The following is a 15,366-nucleotide window of genomic DNA, read 5'->3' on the forward strand; positions in this document are numbered from 1 at the left end:
CTTCCACGGCCACGCAGGCGCAACAGTCAGCACAATCTAGACGAGTGTTTTTTCGCGACATGTCTCGCGAGGCACGGGCGTTCTGTTTTTCTTTTGCGCCCTCTACTGCGTTGCCGGTCCCGGCGGCGGAACAGTCATCGCCTTGTTCGCGAAACGACCCTTCCCAGCAACCGTGGCGAAACGTTCATGCGCATCATGAGTTTCGTCGCAGTCATTGGAGTTTTTACCTTGACGGCTTCCAGCAACGGCTTCTGGCGACATCACAAAGAAGAACAACGCCTCTCTCTCGACGACATTACCGTGGTCGACAAATCCCTCCTCAAGCGAGCCGTCGGCGCGATGGCGCTCGGCAACGCGATGGAATGGTTCGATTTCGGCGTGTACAGCTACATCGCTGTCACGCTTGGCAAAGTGTTCTTCCCGTCAGCAAGTCCGGCCGCGCAGTTGATCGCCACGTTCGGCACCTTCGCCGCGGCGTTCCTCGTGCGGCCGGTCGGCGGCATGGTGTTCGGGCCGCTGGGTGACCGCATCGGCCGTCAGCGCGTGCTGGCGATGACCATGATCATGATGGCGCTCGGCACCTTCGCGATCGGTCTGATTCCGAGCTACGCGACGATCGGCATTTTCGCGCCGGTGCTGCTGCTGGTCGCGCGTCTGGTGCAAGGCTTCTCGACCGGCGGCGAGTACGGCGGCGCCGCGACCTTCATCGCCGAATTTTCGACCGACAAGCGCCGCGGCTTCATGGGCAGCTTCCTCGAGTTCGGCACGCTGATCGGCTACGTGCTCGGCGCGGGCACGGTGGCGGTGCTGACCGCGACGCTGTCGAACGACGCGCTGCTGTCGTGGGGCTGGCGTGTGCCGTTCCTGATCGCCGGGCCGCTCGGTCTGGTGGGTCTGTACATCCGGATGAAGCTCGAAGAAACACCCGCGTTCAAAAAGCAGGCCGAAGAACGTGAGGCCGAAGACAAGGCGTTGCCAAAGCAATCGTTCCGGCAGCTGCTCGCGCAGCAATGGCAGCCGCTGCTGCTGTGCGTGGGCCTCGTGCTGATCTTCAACGTCACCGACTACATGGCGCTGTCGTATCTGCCGAGCTATCTGTCGGCCACGCTGCACTTCAACGAAACGCACGGCCTGTTCCTCGTGCTGCTCGTGATGATCCTGATGATGCCGATGACGCTCGCCGCCGGCCGTCTGTCCGACACGATCGGCCGCAAGCCGGTGATGCTGTTCGGTTGCGTGGGTCTGTTCGCGCTGTCGGTGCCCGCGCTGCTGCTGATCCGCATGGGCACGGTGCTGCCGGTGTTCGGCGGGCTGATGATTCTCGGCGTGCTGCTGTCGTGCTTTACCGGTGTGATGCCGTCGGCGCTGCCGGCACTGTTCCCGACGAAGATCCGCTACGGTGCGCTCGCGATCGGCTTCAATATTTCGGTGTCGCTGTTCGGCGGTACGACGCCGCTCGTCACGGCCTGGCTGGTCGACCATACCGGCAATCTGATGATGCCCGCGTACTACCTGATGGGTGCATCGCTGATCGGTATCGTGTCGGTGCTCGCGCTGCGTGAAACCGCGCGCAAGCCGCTGCTCGGTTCGGGCCCGTGCGTGGCCACGCGTGCCGAAGCGCATGCGGTGCTGCGCGGCGAGCGTGAAGCCGAGGAGATGGATGAGCGTTACGCGGCGGCCGCGACGGCGCGTGCGTGAGTGTGAGTTGCGCAGGCGCACTGCGTTGAGCGGTGTAGCCTTAACCGCGCCACGTTGAGTGCGAGTCTCTCGGAAACGGGCCGGCAAATTTTTGCCGGCCCGTTTTTTTACGTCAACAGCGAATCGAACGACGCGCTCGCGTGCGCGCCTTCAACAATCAGGATGCCCGCGCAAATCGGCAGTTTGAAACGCCGCGGTCCCGCGCTGCCGGGATTGACGAACAGCACGCCATCGCGCTCCCCGATCGACGGCTTGTGCGAATGGCCGCTCACCACCACGCCGACGCCTTCGCTGCGCGGATCGGCGCCGAGATCGGCAATATCGTGGACGACGCGGATCGTCACCTGCTGCACGGTCAGCGTCGCATGGGTCGGCAGCGGCGCGGCCCAGTCGCCGGTGTCGTTGTTGCCGCGCACCGCCGTGACCGGCGCAATCTGCCTCAGCGCATCGAGCACCGCCTGATTGCAGATATCGCCCGCATGAATGATGGCGTCGCAGCCGGCGAGATAGTTCAGCGCTTCGGGACGCATGAGGTTATGCGTATCGGAGATGAGCCCGATACGGGTGGCCTGGGAACGTGAGCTGCGCGAAGTCATGCCGTCAAGTATCGGCCAAACGGCCTCACTCCGTCTGCTGACCGGCGAGCTCGCGCGACACGGCTGAAACTTGCGCAGGCCGCCGCACGCCGGGCATGCGCCGCGTCGCGCCCTGCACGGCGATCGAGATCAGCGCCGCGCAGGCGAAGCTCCACCACACACCGTATCGCGGCAGCAGGATGGCGGTCACCGCGAAAAACGCCGCGAACGAGCCGCGCCCGATCACCATGCCGCGCATCAGCAAGGCGACGAAGTCCGCGCCATGCGCACGTTGCGCGGACACCGCGAGCACGATGGCGAGCAGCGGAAACACCGACAGCACGCCGCTCCACTTCGCGCCCATCGACGCGGACAAGGTCGTCACCGCGACCGTGAGCAGCGCGCCGGCAAGCATGCGCACGGCGAGATCGGCGAGCCCGAGGCGCGCCGCCGGCACCGGGCCCGTCACGCGCGGCAGGCCGCTTTGCGACACCATCACCGCGACGCAGGCCGCCGCGAACGCCCCTACGAGCGAGCCGGGCAGTTGCACCAGCAGCATCGCGGCGCCCAGCCACGCCGCCATGCCGGCGGCAAAAGCGAGCGGCCACGCAAAGCGCCGGCAGGTCCACGCATAAGCAAGATTGAACGCTTCCGACGCGGCAATCGCCGCAATCGAAGCCGCCGACGCCTGCGCCGCGAACGACGGCCCGCGCTCCAACGCGAGCAGCAGCACGATCGGCCCGGCGACGACCGGCAGCCCCGCGAGCCACCCCGCCACCGACGGCCCCCAAACGCGCCCCGCCACGGTCAGCGCGGCGAGAAAAGCCGGCACCAGCAGGAGCTTGAGTGTCAGCATCAATTACGCGCCCAGCACGTGTTCGATGCGTTGATCCGGGATCAGCCACCATGCCGCGACGAGCGTATAGAGTGCAGCCGACCCCCACGGCAGAACGAACGCGAGCCCGATGCCGAGCAGGTAAAGCACGACCGACACCTTGCCCTTGAAGTCGTTGCCGACCGCCTTGGAGATGGTCGATTCCTTGCCGTGTTCGCGGATCAGCACGCGCGTCAGAATGAAATACGCGATCGCCGACATGAACAGCACGACGCCGTACATCGCGGTCGGCCAGGCGGCCAGATGGGTTTCGCCGAGCCAATGCGTGACGGCCGGCAGCAGCGACAGCCAGAACAGCAGATGAAGATTGGCCCACAGCACCGCGCCGTTGACCTTCTGCACGGCATGGAACATGTGGTGATGATTGTTCCAGTAGATGCCGACGTAGATGAAGCTCAGCACGTATGCGCAGAACACCGGGACCACCGGCCGCAGCGAGGCGAGATCGAAGCCCTCCGGCACCTTCAGTTCGAGCACCATGATCGTGATGATGATGGCGATCACGCCATCGCTGAAGGCCTCGACTCGTCCCTTGCCCATCGGTGGGGTTCCCTGATGAAGAATGTAGTTGGACGCACCGCTCGCCCGCGTCCGCCGGATGAACCGCGCCGCTGCCGATTATCCGCGATGCTGTGATGCTTTGTCGATGCGCGTGCCCGATGAGAGTGAACGTTCCTGGGCTGCGTGCGCGCGTGTGCTGCCTACGCTGCCTACGCTGCCTGCGCCGACAGGCTGGAGAAACGGCGCGAACTTATGGAGCGAGCCCGCTCAACCCGACGCGCCATCCGCCACATCGGGGCAATACACGGCGAGCCACACGCTCGGCTCCGTGTCGCTCGTCCATGCGACCCGATGCCGGCGATGTGCTTCGATCAACACGTGATCGCCGCGCTTCATCGGATGCGGCTCGGCGCTGCCTTCGAATTCCAGCGTCGCGGCGCCGCTCAGCAGCACGACCCATTCGGCGCGCGGGCTGTCGTACCAGAAGCCGGGCGGGCTCGCCTGCCCCGTCGACACGATCCGTTCGATCGTCACGCCCGCCTGCTCGACGAGCGCGTCGACCTGCTCTTCGGCGTTCGCATCGGCGCCGATCAACGCCCCGAGATCGAACAGATTGCCCGTGACAAGCGCGCGTTTCATCGTTCGTGCCCGGCCCGTCATGCCATCGGCTTGAGCCCGTCGAGCAGGGTCGGCACCAGCTCGCTGATCGTCGGATGGATGTGCATCGCATACTGCAAGGTCGGATACGGCGCCCCCGCCGTCATGATGTCGATGAACGTGTGAATCGCCTCGTCGCCTTCGACGCCGTGAATCGCCGCGCCGAGTATCCGCTTGCTCTGCGCGTCGGCCATCACCTTCATGAAGCCGTCGGTCTCGCCGCGCTCGCGCGCGCGGCCCACGCGACACATCGGCATGGTGGCGATCAGCGCGGCGCGCCCGCTCCTGCGCACCTCTTCTTCTGACATCCCGACGCGGGCGAGCGGCGGATCGACGAATACCGCATAGGCCATGATCCGCGTATCGACGCTGCGCGCGCCGCCGTCGAGCAGGTTGGCCGCCACGATCTGGAAGTCGTCATAGGACGTATGCGTGAACGCGCCGCGTCCGTTGACGTCGCCGATCGCCCACACGCCCGGCACATTGGTGCGCAACTGGCCGTCAACGGGAATCGTGCCGTGTTTGTCCACCGCGATGCCTGCGTCGGCGAGGCCGAGATCGTCGGTATTCGGCTCGCGGCCGGTGGCGAACAGCAGGTGTGACGCCTCCAGCGCGGGAATGTTCTGCTCGAAGCCGATGCACACGTCGTTCGCGCGATGCGGATGCGGCTCGACCCGCGACGGCTGCACGCCAAAGCGGAACTCGACGCCCTCGCGGGCGAGCACCTTGCGCACCGACTCGGCGAAGTCGGCATCCTCGCGGCTGAGCACGCGCTCGCCGCGCACCAGCACGGTCACCTCGCTGCCGAAGCGCCGAAAGATCTGCGCGAATTCGAGCGCGATATAGCTGCTGCCGACGATCACCAGACGGCTCGGCAGCTCGGTCAGTTCGAGCAGGTTGGAGTTGGTGTAATAGCGAATCCGCTCCAGACCTTCGAGCGGCGGCACGACGGCGCGCGTGCCGGTATTGATGAATATCTCGTCGGCGCTGATTTCGTTCAGCACCAGGCCGCCCGGCCCGCTGATCGAGAGCGTATGCGCGCCGGTGAAGCGCGCGTGGCCGTTGAACACGGTGACGTTGTCCGTGCCGCGCAGCCATTTCTCGACCCCGTCGCGCGACTGGCCGATGATGCCGTCCTTGCGTGCCTTGACCGTGGCGAGATCGACGTTGACGGAGCCGCTCACCTGCACGCCGAGTTCAGCCGCATGGCGCACGACATGCGCCGCGCGGGCACTGGCCACATAGGATTTGGTCGGCGTGCAGCCGACGTTTACACAGGTTCCGCCAAAGGCCGCACGCTCGATCACCGCGGTCTGACGGCCGCTTTGAGCAAGACGTACCGCGAGCGGCGAGCCGCCCTGTCCCGTACCGATCACGACTGCGTCGAAGTGCTGTGGCATGGCGACTCTCCCGAGGCTGGGGTGCAGGTCGTAGCATCTTACCCTTAGTGCCTCGCGTCGCGATGCGGTGTTGCCGATTGCTGCGTCGTTACCTCGCGGTGGCTGCGTGATTGCCGTGCATCACCGAAACTTGTCTCCCGCTGCGGCTCAGGCGTGGCAATGCACCGCGCAGATCAATTCGCGCGAGCGTTGCAGTGCGGCCTGCGCGCCACGCGCCGCGACCACCCAGCCGACCTGGCCGAGATTGAAGTCCTGCGACACCATCACCTGCATGAGGGCAACCATCGGCAGGACCACCGATGGCCGATAAAGCTGATTCCTGATCAAGGCCGGCATGACGACTCCCATCGCCCGGCGCCGCTTCGGCGCCGAACTCGATTTACGTTCCAATGGGAGAATTTTAGGGAGTCCGCACCCGCGGATAAATACCGGGAACGCGAAGGCACTTGTTTGGCAATCTGAACAATCGGGCCGGCAGGCGTGCCTTGGAGACCGTGACGACGAGCTTGCGGGCGTCTACGTATGCGGCTTGAGCGCTACGGCTCGGGCGCTTCGCGGGCATTGGCATGGACATCTGCCTATCCCCATGCCAGCCTCTCTTCACACGAAGAACAGCGGCCCTCAATCCGGCGACCCCCTCCCCTCCCGCCGCGCTCAAGACTCCCCGGCGAGACTCAACTGCGCGTCGCACAAGCGGCGGGCGTACGCACTCGCGCCGACCGGCCGGCTGTACAGATACCCCTGCTGCTTGTCGCAATCGATCGCGCGCAGAAAGGCCGCCTGCTCGACGGTCTCGACGCCTTCCGCGGTCACGTTCATGCCGAGCGAATGCGCCATCGCCACCACCGCCTGCGTGATCGCGATCGAATCGCGATGATCCGGCAAGCCCGCGACGAACGAACGGTCGATCTTCAGGTTGTGCAGCGGAAAGCGCTTCAGATACGACAGCGACGAATAGCCGGTGCCGAAATCGTCGACCGACATGCGCACGCCCATCGCGCTCAGCGCGCTCAGGATCGGCAGCACCGTTTCGCTGTCGCTCATCAGCAGCCGTTCGGTGATCTCCAGTTCGAGCGCCGCGGGTTCGAGCCCGGACTCCTCCAGACAGCCTTCGATGCGCTCCAGCAGCCCGTCGTTGAATTGCCGCGGCGACAGGTTCACCGCGACGATCAGATCCGGCGCGAGCGTGCGCCGCCATTGCGCAACCTGCGCGCAGGCCCGCGCCAGCACCCAGCCGCCGATCTCGACGATCAACCCCGCGTCTTCGGCGACCGGAATGAATTCGCCCGGCGACACGTTGCCGAGCTCGGCGTTGTACCAGCGCAGCAGCGCTTCCGCGCCGATCGTGCGGCCATCCTGGCTGTCGACGATCGGCTGGTACACGAGGCTCAGCTCGTCGGCGGCGAGCGCGCGCCGCAATGACTGCTCGATCGTGAAGCGCCGTTGCAGATGCTGGTTCAGCTCGGCGGTGAAGAACTGGAAGTTGTTGCGGCCGCGCTGCTTCGCGTGATACATCGCCGAATCGGCGTTGCGCATCAGCGTGGCGACGTCCTGGCCGTCCTCGGGAAACAGGCTGATGCCGATCGACGCCCCCAGGTAGTACTCGTTGCCCGCCACCGCGAACGGCACCGCGATCATGTCGAGGATGCGGCGCGCGAGCCCGATCAGATGCCCGCTGTTCTCATACGCGCTGATCACGATCACGAACTCGTCGCCGCCCACGCGCGCGAGCGTATCGCGGCGTCCGACGCAGGCCGAAAGCCGCTCCGCGACGCTGCACAGCAACGCGTCGCCGCCCTCGTGACCGGCGGTGTCGTTGACCTTCTTGAAGCCGTCCAGATCGACGAACAACACGGCGACGCTCGCCAGTTCGCCGCCGGCCGCCGCGCCCGGCTCGAACAGGTCGCGCATCCGTTCGGTGAGATAGGCGCGGTTGTACAGACCGGTGAGCGAGTCGCGAGTCGCGAGGAATTTGAGCTGCTGTTGGGCTTCGCGCACGGGGCCGATGTCGGTGAACGAGATCAGCACCGAACTGGGCTCGCTGTCGCCCGGCCGGATGATCGGCACGACGTTCTCGGTAATCCACACGACGTCGCCCCCCACGAGTTCCACCCCGATCGTGACGCCGAGGATAGGCTTGCCGGTCGCCAGGACCCGCGAGGTCGGACGGTCGGATTCGCTGACGAGCGTGCCGTCCTCGTGATAGCTGCGCGTCATCACCGTCCGGATACTGCGGCCGATGATCTGAGCGGTCGTACGCAGCATGCGCTGCGCGCTTGGATTGCAGGCCAGCACGACACCCGCGCGCGACTGCACGACGATGCCTTCGCTCAGATGATCGACCACCAGCCGGTGATGCTCTTCGCTATGCGCAAGACGCTGCGCCATCACGTCCTGATGAACCGCGAGGCCGACGCTGCTGCCGATGTCGCGCAGAATCGCCTCCGCTTCGGCGCTCGGCCGGCGCGAGGTGGGGTAGTACACCGCGAACGCGCCGAGGACCGTGCCGGCGTCGTTCTCGAACGGCACGGACCAGCAGGCGCGCAAGCCGAGCGGCAGCGCGAGGTGCCGATAGTCCGCCCACAGCGGATCGATTTCGATGTCTTCGACGATGACGAGGCGCCGCTCGTACATCGCGGTGCCGCAGGACCCGACCCGCGGACCGATCGCGACGCCGTTGATCGCCGCGCTGAATTGCGGCGGCAGCGACGGCGCGCCGCCGACTCTGGCGTGCACGCCGTCGGGGTCGAGCAGAAGGATCGAACAGGACGCACCTTCGCCAAGCAGCGCTTCCGCGCGGCGGCATACTTCATCGAGTAATTCCGGCAGCGGCGTGTTGCGGGTAATCAGCCGCAACACGCCACGCTCTGACGCCAACACCTCCTCGGCCAGATCGGGCCGATAGTGGGTGCCCTCTGGCGCTGCTCCCATCGTGCCACCTGATGTCGCTTCGCTAGTCATGTATGCGCCCCCCAACCCAACATCGGCAATCTAGTGTACGCGGCACACCGGGGTTTACGCGAAGCCGGTGCGGAATATTCTTAATGCATGACAGGGCGTATGGGGATGGGTTGAAGACGGCGGCAGATAGGGACGGCGCAGAGGTACGCGGTTGCGCGAATCCAGGCTGATGAAGTGCCTGCGCGTATGCCGCCGATTTTGATGGCGTCAAGGTCGTCGTGGCCGACGTGGACGTTGGGCCGGAGCCCGCCTGAGCCGCACTGACGTGGCGCGGCCTGGGCAGCGGGCTTCGGCGCTTCAGCTTCCTCAACCGTTCCCTCCGCCGGGCGGACGGCCTCCGCCCCCGCCTTGCGAAGGGCCGCCTTGGGGGTGGTTGCCACCGCCGCCGTGTGATTCGCCACCCGGGGGACGACCACCTGTGCCGCCTTGCTGTCCGCCTGGTGGCCGACCGCCTGCGTTCCCCGGTTGCTGACCGCCCGGTGGCCGACCGCCTGCGTTCCCCGGTTGCTGACCGCCCGGTGGCCGACCACCTGCGTTCCCCGGTTGCTGACCGCCCGGTGGCCGACCGCCTGCGTTCCCCGGTTGCGGACCGCCCGGTGGCCGACCACCTGCGTTCCCCGGTTGCTGACCGCCTGGCGGCCGTCCGCCTGCATGCCCGGGTTGCGGACCGCCTGGTGGCCGTCCGCCTGCATACCCCGGCGGATACCCGCCCGGACGCGCGCCCGGATGTCCCGGCGGGCGTCCCGCCCCGGGTCGCGGCGGAGGCGGCGGCGCATGATGCGCCCAGCGCGACTGCTGGTTGTACCAGGGCCGGCCGCGATAATAGTTGCCCCAGTAATCGCCAATCGAAAAACCGAGGATCGGCAGGCCGAGCACCGTGCCATAGTTCATCAGCGGGACGTTGCCACCCTGGTATGGCGAACTGAGCAGCGACGCAAACACCCAGCCGCGCAGATTCGGCGCCGCGACATCGCACCATTGGTAGTTGGCGATACAGCCCATCACCGTCACCGGTACTCCGGGAGGCAATTGCGCGACGATCGGGTAATCGGCAGCAGGGCCCGCGCGCACGTTGACGCCGCTCGCCGTGAAAGCCTGCGACTGCGCGTCGGCCACGACGGGCAGCGCCAGCAAGCCGGCTGCTACATAAAGACATCGAACCAGATGTTGTTTCATTCCTTCTCCCGTTTCAAAGGCCGCTTGCGACTTGCCGGCCAACGTGTGTACTTATGAGCGTAGAGCGCATGAGCGCCCGAGGTTCCCAGACGCAACGCAGCTCACCTCACTGCGCCATGCGTGCGCCAACCGCGCACTTGCACGGCGCATGCGTGAACACGTTCGGCCGGCGTGTCGCGCGACGCATCCGCCCGCTCTGCGTCACGCATGCGGAGCAAGATTTGGTAACGACCTGCCCGAAGTCACGCGTTTTTCGGGCGTCTGCGTTCGGGCTGCCCGGCCGATCATCCGTTGCATGAGAAATCCACGCAACGCCGGGAACGCCATGAAAGTTTTTCGTCCGCTTCTGATCGCCGGTCTGATGCTCGCGCATCTGCCCGCCCACGCCACCAGCTTCGACTGTCACAGGGGACGCTCGCTTACCGAACGCATGATCTGCAACGATCCCGCGCTTTCGAAGCTCGACGACACGCTCGGGCAACTGTACTGGAAAGCGCGTCGGCGAGTCGTCGACCGTCGTGCGTTTCTCGATGACAGCGACAGCAAGTGGGCATGGCGCGAAGCGAATTGCCGCGACGCGGCGTGTCTGGGGACGTGGTATGCGACGCGTATCGAGGAGTTGCAGCGGCTGATCGACAGCATGCGGACAGGGACGCCACTTGCGCCGTCGAGCGCGGGCGCAGACGCTGTCGCAACGGAACCGGGTGCGCCGGATGCATCCGGTGGTCGGCGAAAACCGTCGACGACGACGGCTCAGGCAGCGGCAACCACGCTGCTTCAATGCACGGCGGCGAACCCCGGCCCGGTGGTGAACGAGCAGTGTTCGACCGTGATCAGGGAGACCGGCCATCCATGGAAATACAAGGTGCACGGCAGCGACTGGTTCTGCGGGGTCGCGATGGTGGGGTCATCGCAAATGCAGGCGAGCGCGTCGCAATAGGGCGGCGTGCTTCATAAACAGACGACAGACCCGCAAGTGAGCGAGCGCCACGGGCACGCGTATCCATGCGTATGCCCGTGGCGCTCCCTGACGCCTTCATCCACGGCTCGCGCCGACACACAACCCGACAGCCGCAAACAGAAAGCCCTCGCTACCGCCCGCTCCAGAACCGCCGCTGCACCTCCATCACTTCGGCTTCGACCTCGGCGATCGGCCCGATCACCTCCACCCGCTTCTGGCAATGATCGAACACATAGCGGCAATCGACGCTCATCGTCGGGTTCTCCGCGTGATTGCCGGTCGCCTCCAGCAGACGCTTCTCGGTCATGCCGAACACGACCCGCCCGATGTTGGCCCAGTACATCGTGCCGGCGCACATGCAGCAAGGCTCGACCGACGTGTACAGCGTGCAGCTCCACAGATACTCCGGCGTGAAGTTCAACGCCGCCACGCGCGCCAGCACCGATTCGGCATGATTCACCGTATCGACATTGCCCTGCTCCATCAGCACGGTTTCCTGGTCCGGCCCGACCAGCACCGCGCCGAACGGATGATGGCCGAGCAGCGTCGCGCGCTCGGCGATCCGGCTCGAATGCCGCAGATGCCGCACGATCTGCTCGTGCGTCGGCGTCAATCCTTGTGGCGGCGCGTTCGCCGCTTGCGCGACAGTCTCATTCGAATCGCTCAGACTCAACGACGCTCTCCTTCGACAATAGTTAGTGAGCCAAACTAATCGCTCATTTCGGCAGCGTGCCGTCCACGCCCTGCACGAACCAGTTCAGGCGCAGCAGTTCCGCGTCGCTCAACGACTTGCCGGCGGCGACCTTCACCGCGCCGGACTGGTCCACGATCGGCCCGGCAAACGGATTGAATTTGCCGGAGATGATGTCGTCGCGCTTCTGGCTCAGCGCCTTTTGCGCGACCGGCGACACGGCGCTGGTGTTAATGTCCGCGAGATCGATCGCGTTCTCTTTCAGCCCCCACCACACCGGCGCGTTGGTCCACGTATTCGACATCACCTGCTCGACCAGATGGGTGTAATACACACCCCAGTTGCTCACGCACGCGCCGAGTTGCGCGTTCGGCCCGAACTTCTTCATGTCGGAATCCCAGCCGAACGCATGCACTTTCTTCTGCTCGGCGGTCTGCATCGTCGCGGTCGAATCGGTGTTCTGGATCAGCACGTCGGCGCCCTGGCCGATCAGCGTTTCGGCGGCCTGCTTTTCGCGGCCCGGGTCGAACCAGCTGTTGATCCACACCACCTTCACGCGCGCGCTCGGGTTGACCGAGCGCGCGCCCATCGTGAACGCGTTGATGTTGCGCACCACTTCCGGCACCGGCACCGAGCCGACAAAGCCCAACGTGTTCGATTTGGTCGTATAGCCCGCGACCAGGCCGGCCAGATAAGCGCTCTGATAGGTGCGCACGTCATAGGTCGCGAAGTTGCCCGCTTTCTTGAAACCCGTCGCGTGTTCGAACACGGTGTCCGGAAAGTCCTTCGCGACTTTCAGCTCGAAATCCTGGAAGCCGAAGCTCGACCCCACCACGATCTTGTTGCCCTTGGCCGCGAGATCGCGAAACACGCGCTCCGAATCCGCCGACTCCGGCACGTTCTCGACCCGCGTCACCTTGATCTTGTCGCCGAACTTCGCCTCGACCTCTTTCACGCCCTGCTCGTGCGCATAGGTCCAGCCGGCGTCGCCCGGATTGCCGAGATAGACGAACGCGATGCCGACCGGCTGCGTGTTCGCCGCAACCGCGGGCCCCGCGCCGAACGCGAGGAGCGCCGCGGCAGTGACCCCGACGCAGGCGTTGCATGCGGTGTCCAGCACGGAACGGACGGCATTGATGCGCAATGAATGGGTCAGCGCTCGCGCCAGCTTTGTTTTCATGGATTCTCCGAAGATGGTTGACCGTGCCTGCCACAATGCCCGGACTGTCCGGGCAAGGCGTCAGCATACGGGGCCATATTCGAAGGCCAATTTCAGCGGAAAAATTTTTATCCGTTATCCCGCCCATAACGAAACCCGTATTGTGGGGTCCGGCGCAGTGTCGGGCAGACATGTTCGATATCTTCGAACGAGTGCCTCAAGAAAGTGGTACGGCAAGGCCCTTTATCAGGCGCAATATCCTTCTCACCAGCCCGCAACACTCTTTCGGAGAAACAAAATGACTCGCTTCCAAGGTAAATCGGTTCTCGTCACCGGCGGCAGCAGCGGCATCGGCTTCGCGGCCGCCAAGGCCTTCGCGGATGAAGGCGCGCGTGTCGTCATCACCGGACGTGACGCCGACGCGCTCGACACCGCTCGCACCCAGCTCGGCGCGAATGCGCTCGCCGTGCGCAACGACGCCGGTTCGATCGCCTCGGCCCGCGAACTGGCCGCCGCGATCGACGCCGCGGGCATCCGGCTCGACGCCGTGTTCGTGAACGCCGGCACCGCGAAGTTCGCGCCCTTCCCCGACGTCGACGAAACCTTCTGGGACGCCACCTTCAACACCAACGTCAAAGGCGCGTATTTCCAGATCCAGGCCTTGCTGCCGCTCCTGAACAAGGGCGCGTCGATTGTGATGAACGGGTCGATCAATGCGCATATCGGCATGCCGGCATCGTCGGTGTACGCGGCGAGCAAGGCCGCGTTGATCTCGCTCGCGAAGACGCTGTCGGCGGAATTGCTGCCGCAAGGCGTGCGCGTCAACGTCGTGAGCCCCGGCCCGGTGCAAACGCCGCTGTACGGCAAGCTCGGCCTCGACGCCGCCGCGCTCGAAGCCACCGCCGCCCAGATTCTCGCCCAGGTGCCGGTCGGCCGCTTCGGCAAGGCGGAAGAAATCGCCTCGACCGTGCTGCATCTCGCCGCGCCCGAATCGGCGTTCATCGTCGGCACGGAAATCATCGTCGATGGCGGGATGAGCCAGCTTTAAGGACAGCCAGGACAGCGTCGTCGCCGGGCTCGCGGCCCGGCACGGGCGCCCGCCATCGCGGCGGCTCATGTCGCGATTGAGCCGGTTCGTCCGTCGGCGTGCGCTGCGCCGCGTCTAACCACCCCCCCTGTGCTCCCGACACCCGGGTCTCCGTGAAGGACGACCCGGCGGGCGCCCTTTTTCCCAACGAGACAATCATGCGTCTGAAACTGTCTTCCGCTTTGCTGGCCGTTGCGCTGTCGATGTCGCTCGCGGCCATCACGCCCGCCGCGCACAGCGCCGGCGACGCCACGAACGCCGCCGGCGCACCGGCCGCCCTCGCGCCGGATTCGTCCGCGCTGGCCGCGGCATCCGCGAAAATCCGCGACGGCAAGATCGACGTGAACGGCGTGCGCTACCACTACCTGCTCGCTCAAGGACACGGCACGCCGGTCGTGCTGCTGCATGGCTGGGGCTCGACTTCGTTCATGTGGCGCTTCGTGATGCCGCAACTGGTCGCGCGCGGCTACACCGTGCTCGCGCCGGACCTGCGCGGCCTCGGCGACACCGCCAAACCCGCGACGGGCTACGAGAAGGCCAGCATCGCCGACGATATCCACGCGCTGGTCGCGCAACTGAACCTCGGCCCGGACGTGAACGTGGTCGGTCACGACATGGGCGGCATGGTCGCGTATGCATATGCCGCGCAGCATCCCGACGAAGTGCGCAGGCTCGCGATCCTCGATGTGCCGTTGCCCGGCATCGAGCCGTGGGATCGGATCGTGCAGATGCCGCGCACCTGGCACTTCCGCTTTTATGCGGTGCAGGACCTGCCGGAAATGTTGATCGCAGGCCGCGAACTCGCGTACCTGAAGTGGTTCCACAATTCCGAAGCGGTCAATTCGCGGGCTTTCACGAACGACGTCGAAGAAACCTACGCGCGCGAATACGCGATGCCGGGCGCGCTGCGCGCGGGCTTCGAGTACTACCGGGCGTTTCCTGCGGACGCGCGGCAGAACCAGGCGTTCGCGCAGCGCAAGCTGACGATGCCGGTGCTGGGGATCGGCGGAGCGGGCAGCCTCGGGCCGATCGTCGGCGAGGAGCTGCGCCATGTCGCGCTCGACGTGCAAGCCGTGCAGATCGACGGCGCGGGGCATTGGGTCGCGGAAGAGCAGCCGGAGGCCGTTACCGATGCGTTGCTGAAGTTCCTGCCGCCGGTGCGTTAGGCAACATCGTGCGAGGTGCGGGGGCGTTGACCACACAGGCGAGTTAGCCGCCCAGGCCCCGTCATCCCGCGTGCCTCGCGTGCCTCACGTCCCTCGCGTCACCGCACACGTCAGTGAAGTTTCGGCGGCGGCTCATCGGCCTGCTCGACATCCGGCGCCTCGCCCTCGCCGCCGAACAACTCCGCGCACACCCCCTCGCCCAGTTCGCTCAACCGCGCGGTGCCGGTGCCCTCCTCGTCGAAGGTGGTGTCCACCAGACCGCCGTCGGCGAGCGCCGTCAACTGGCGCCGCAAGCCGCTCATCGGCACGCCCGCCTGCTTCGACAGCTTCGCGAGCGACCACGCGCCGCCCGGCGTTTCCCGATGCGCGCGCCACAGTTGCGCGAGCACGGCGGCCAGCACCGGATCGATTTCATCGTCGTCCATTCGTGTCTCCTCCT

Annotated in this window: 15 protein-coding genes and 1 pseudogene; 4 read left to right on the plus strand and 12 right to left on the minus strand. The window is 65.9% G+C overall.

The features are described from left to right. Positions 1-195 precede the first annotated feature (195 nt). Positions 196-1,698 (plus strand): glycine betaine/L-proline transporter ProP, encoded by a 1,503-nt coding sequence (proP, locus tag PQQ53_RS12110; RefSeq protein ID WP_408324273.1) that lies wholly within the window; start codon positions 196-198, stop codon positions 1,696-1,698. Between the two features lie 107 nt (positions 1,699-1,805). Here proP and PQQ53_RS12115 read toward each other — a convergent pair whose 3' ends face one another. The 9 genes and pseudogenes from PQQ53_RS12115 to PQQ53_RS12155 form a co-directional block, all read right to left on the minus strand. After that, positions 1,806-2,294, minus strand: coding sequence for a metallophosphoesterase family protein (locus PQQ53_RS12115; RefSeq protein WP_408324216.1), 489 nt, complete (start codon positions 2,292-2,294; stop codon positions 1,806-1,808). 25 nt (positions 2,295-2,319) lie between these two features. After that, positions 2,320-3,129 carry a hypothetical protein gene (locus tag PQQ53_RS12120; RefSeq protein ID WP_408324217.1) on the minus strand — a complete coding sequence of 270 codons (810 nt, stop codon included), beginning with the start codon at positions 3,127-3,129 and terminating at the stop codon, positions 2,320-2,322. A gap of 3 nt (positions 3,130-3,132) precedes the next feature. After that, entirely contained in the window at positions 3,133-3,708 is a 576-nt protein-coding gene (locus PQQ53_RS12125; protein WP_408148313.1) for a TMEM175 family protein, read from the minus strand. A gap of 228 nt (positions 3,709-3,936) precedes the next feature. Then, entirely contained in the window at positions 3,937-4,308 is a 372-nt protein-coding gene (locus PQQ53_RS12130) for a cupin domain-containing protein (protein WP_408148311.1), read from the minus strand. A gap of 17 nt (positions 4,309-4,325) precedes the next feature. Further along, the gene (locus tag PQQ53_RS12135) at positions 4,326-5,726 is read right to left on the minus strand and encodes an FAD-containing oxidoreductase (protein WP_408324219.1); all 1,401 of its coding nucleotides are present in this window, start codon (positions 5,724-5,726) and stop codon (positions 4,326-4,328) included. Positions 5,727-5,873: 147 nt separating this feature from the next. Beyond that, a complete protein-coding gene (locus PQQ53_RS12140; RefSeq protein WP_115105230.1) occupies positions 5,874-6,062 on the minus strand; it encodes a hypothetical protein in 189 nt (62 codons plus the stop codon). 318 nt (positions 6,063-6,380) lie between these two features. Then, entirely contained in the window at positions 6,381-8,687 is a 2,307-nt protein-coding gene (locus PQQ53_RS12145; protein WP_408148306.1) for a putative bifunctional diguanylate cyclase/phosphodiesterase, read from the minus strand. Between the two features lie 80 nt (positions 8,688-8,767). Further along, complete coding sequence (locus PQQ53_RS12150) at positions 8,768-9,379, minus strand: hypothetical protein (protein ID WP_408324282.1); 612 nt, start codon at positions 9,377-9,379, stop codon at positions 8,768-8,770. A 241-nt stretch (positions 9,380-9,620) separates the two neighbouring features. Then, a pseudogene (locus PQQ53_RS12155) lies at positions 9,621-9,863 on the minus strand (SH3 domain-containing protein); the annotation flags it as partial. A gap of 325 nt (positions 9,864-10,188) precedes the next feature. Here PQQ53_RS12155 and PQQ53_RS12160 point away from each other — a divergent pair. Next, complete coding sequence (locus PQQ53_RS12160; protein WP_408324221.1) at positions 10,189-10,803, plus strand: lysozyme inhibitor LprI family protein; 615 nt, start codon at positions 10,189-10,191, stop codon at positions 10,801-10,803. A 151-nt stretch (positions 10,804-10,954) separates the two neighbouring features. Here PQQ53_RS12160 and PQQ53_RS12165 read toward each other — a convergent pair whose 3' ends face one another. Next, on the minus strand, positions 10,955-11,491 hold the full coding sequence (locus PQQ53_RS12165) for a nucleoside deaminase (RefSeq protein ID WP_408324275.1): 537 nt from the start codon (positions 11,489-11,491) through the stop codon (positions 10,955-10,957). 49 nt (positions 11,492-11,540) lie between these two features. Beyond that, the gene (locus PQQ53_RS12170; protein WP_408324223.1) at positions 11,541-12,695 is read right to left on the minus strand and encodes a BMP family ABC transporter substrate-binding protein; all 1,155 of its coding nucleotides are present in this window, start codon (positions 12,693-12,695) and stop codon (positions 11,541-11,543) included. A 277-nt stretch (positions 12,696-12,972) separates the two neighbouring features. Between PQQ53_RS12170 and PQQ53_RS12175 the strand changes: the two genes are divergently transcribed. Next, on the plus strand, positions 12,973-13,722 hold the full coding sequence (locus PQQ53_RS12175; protein WP_408156922.1) for an SDR family oxidoreductase: 750 nt from the start codon (positions 12,973-12,975) through the stop codon (positions 13,720-13,722). Between the two features lie 197 nt (positions 13,723-13,919). Beyond that, the gene (locus tag PQQ53_RS12180) at positions 13,920-14,927 is read left to right on the plus strand and encodes an alpha/beta fold hydrolase (protein ID WP_408324225.1); all 1,008 of its coding nucleotides are present in this window, start codon (positions 13,920-13,922) and stop codon (positions 14,925-14,927) included. Between the two features lie 110 nt (positions 14,928-15,037). Here PQQ53_RS12180 and PQQ53_RS12185 read toward each other — a convergent pair whose 3' ends face one another. Further along, on the minus strand, positions 15,038-15,352 hold the full coding sequence (locus PQQ53_RS12185; protein WP_408148297.1) for a helix-turn-helix domain-containing protein: 315 nt from the start codon (positions 15,350-15,352) through the stop codon (positions 15,038-15,040). Positions 15,353-15,366 lie beyond the last annotated feature (14 nt).

The sequence above is a fragment of the Paraburkholderia strydomiana genome (assembly GCF_046030495.1).
GTDB classification, from domain to species: domain Bacteria; phylum Pseudomonadota; class Gammaproteobacteria; order Burkholderiales; family Burkholderiaceae; genus Paraburkholderia; species Paraburkholderia strydomiana_A.

Bases quoted from the DNA above. Each gene is read 5' to 3' on its own strand.
- proP (WP_408324273.1), top strand. From the start codon at position 196: ATGAGTTTCGTCGCAGTCATTGGAGTTTTTACCTTGACGGCTTCCAGC.
- PQQ53_RS12115 (WP_408324216.1), bottom strand. From the start codon at position 2,294: ATGACTTCGCGCAGCTCACGTTCCCAGGCCACCCGTATCGGGCTCATC.
- PQQ53_RS12120 (WP_408324217.1), bottom strand. From the start codon at position 3,129: ATGCTGACACTCAAGCTCCTGCTGGTGCCGGCTTTTCTCGCCGCGCTG.
- PQQ53_RS12125 (WP_408148313.1), bottom strand. From the start codon at position 3,708: ATGGGCAAGGGACGAGTCGAGGCCTTCAGCGATGGCGTGATCGCCATC.
- PQQ53_RS12130 (WP_408148311.1), bottom strand. From the start codon at position 4,308: ATGAAACGCGCGCTTGTCACGGGCAATCTGTTCGATCTCGGGGCGTTG.
- PQQ53_RS12135 (WP_408324219.1), bottom strand. From the start codon at position 5,726: ATGCCACAGCACTTCGACGCAGTCGTGATCGGTACGGGACAGGGCGGC.
- PQQ53_RS12140 (WP_115105230.1), bottom strand. From the start codon at position 6,062: ATGCCGGCCTTGATCAGGAATCAGCTTTATCGGCCATCGGTGGTCCTG.
- PQQ53_RS12145 (WP_408148306.1), bottom strand. From the start codon at position 8,687: ATGACTAGCGAAGCGACATCAGGTGGCACGATGGGAGCAGCGCCAGAG.
- PQQ53_RS12150 (WP_408324282.1), bottom strand. From the start codon at position 9,379: ATGCAGGCGGACGGCCACCAGGCGGTCCGCAACCCGGGCATGCAGGCG.
- PQQ53_RS12160 (WP_408324221.1), top strand. From the start codon at position 10,189: ATGAAAGTTTTTCGTCCGCTTCTGATCGCCGGTCTGATGCTCGCGCAT.
- PQQ53_RS12170 (WP_408324223.1), bottom strand. From the start codon at position 12,695: ATGAAAACAAAGCTGGCGCGAGCGCTGACCCATTCATTGCGCATCAAT.
- PQQ53_RS12175 (WP_408156922.1), top strand. From the start codon at position 12,973: ATGACTCGCTTCCAAGGTAAATCGGTTCTCGTCACCGGCGGCAGCAGC.
- PQQ53_RS12180 (WP_408324225.1), top strand. From the start codon at position 13,920: ATGCGTCTGAAACTGTCTTCCGCTTTGCTGGCCGTTGCGCTGTCGATG.
- PQQ53_RS12185 (WP_408148297.1), bottom strand. From the start codon at position 15,352: ATGGACGACGATGAAATCGATCCGGTGCTGGCCGCCGTGCTCGCGCAA.